Source organism: Bartonella sp. AD328YNZD, assembly GCF_042196425.1.
On sequence record NZ_JBHIQG010000453.1, the window covers coordinates 1 to 1614 of the forward strand.

Annotated in this window: 1 protein-coding gene; it reads left to right on the forward strand. The window is 35.3% G+C overall.

Annotated features, from left to right (window positions below; translation table 11 throughout):
• Positions 1–87: 87 nt before the first annotated feature.
• Positions 88–1215: a metallophosphoesterase gene (locus tag ACFIO3_RS12755; RefSeq protein ID WP_375704581.1), complete on the forward strand. Its 1128-nt coding sequence runs from the start codon at positions 88–90 to the stop codon at positions 1213–1215.
• Positions 1216–1614: the final 399 nt, after the last annotated feature.

A 1614-nucleotide genomic window follows, 5' to 3' on the forward strand; every position in this document is an offset into this window, starting at 1 on the left:
ATTCTTGACAAGAAAATTTAAAAAATTACTTCTGAGAAAATTTTTATAATACAATAAAATATGTAACGTTTTTATGGTGATAGGTTTATGAGATATAAAGTTAAATTGGTAATCACCGTGATTGCTTTTACTCTCTCTGGTTGTTTTAACCTTGATTCTGAAAAGTTAAGAAGGGACAAGAGGCTTTATCATGATGCATTTATGTGGCCTATGAAAGAAAAGTCTCTTGAGAAAAATTATACTGCTATCATCATGGCTGATCCGCAACCGTGGCGTTTAAACTCTGGTGATGCCAATGGAGTATCAAACAGAGAGCCATGGTTAAAGATAAATGAGCAAGTTGCTGGTGTGATAAAAGCGCACAAGGCTGCGTTCCATATTGTCAATGGTGATCTGACGGAGTTTGGACAACAAAAAAACTATGATGATTATAAAAATGTTTATAAAACTCTTGGAGCGCCTGTCTATGAGGGGCTAGGGAATCACGATTATGCCAATAATGTTGGTAATTGTACAAATCCTCAAGAATTCAATTTTTACAAAGATGCTTGTGCTATAAGTGCAGTTTCAAGAATGGTATCGGAAATCAAAAAATACCGTAGTCAATTATTGCATTTCAATGCAGATGTTACTGAAAGTTTGGTTCCCATTTCGGGTGGAAATGTTCGCTCGGTAAGGGGGAGTTTGAGTTATTCTTGGGATTATGGAGATGTTCACTATGTGCAGCTTCACAATTATCCAAGCTATACTGTTGGTTTGAAGGGGCAGTCTACAGAAGTGCAAATCAATAAATCTTTAGATTGGCTTAAGAACGATTTAGCTGCTGCTGATGCAAGAGGTAAAGTGACAATCATTAATTTTCATGATGCGCGTGCTGCTTCCATTGATGGTGAATCCTTTTTTATTCGTAAAAAGAATGCTAAAGATTTGTCGATCTTTAAGTCAATTGTTACCTCTCATAATGTTAAAGCAATCTTCGTAGGTCACACGCATTATCAGTCTTATTGCCGTGCAAAAAACGATAAGGTTTTTGGAAATATCCCTATTTATACAGCTGGTGCGCTTTTTAATGGAGATTATTACCTCATAGATGTGAAAGGCAAGACAATTCACGTTAAAGCCTATAATGGAGAAATAGGAAAACCGCTTTTAATTAAAGATCTTGGTGTTATAGGGAAAGACACCCAATTTTCGGCAAGTTGCAGTAAGTTATAATAGAATTTGTTTCTTTGTCTTAAAGCATGAGGGAAAAAACGTATTATATGTGCGGATTTGAAGAGCAATGAGAGTATCTGAGTGTTACTTAAAAATAGAATAAAAAATCAGACATATTTTTTTCAAAGCTGCTGAGATTTCAGGTTATACGCTATAAGTGCAATGGTTTAATGTGAACGGAGCTTTAATACAAAGCGGAATAATGGTTTGTTATTCTTTTTTCCTTTTAGGCTTTCATCCTTGAAGCAAAGGGGAGTTTGTCAAGGGTGTGTTCATAATTTGCTAGCACATGTTGTCCAGAATTATCAAGAAGGCTGTTTCTATTAGTTTGTTGCGGTATAATTATCAAGTTATGCCCTTTGTTAGAGTTTATAATATCTACTCATGGGCAACTCTTTT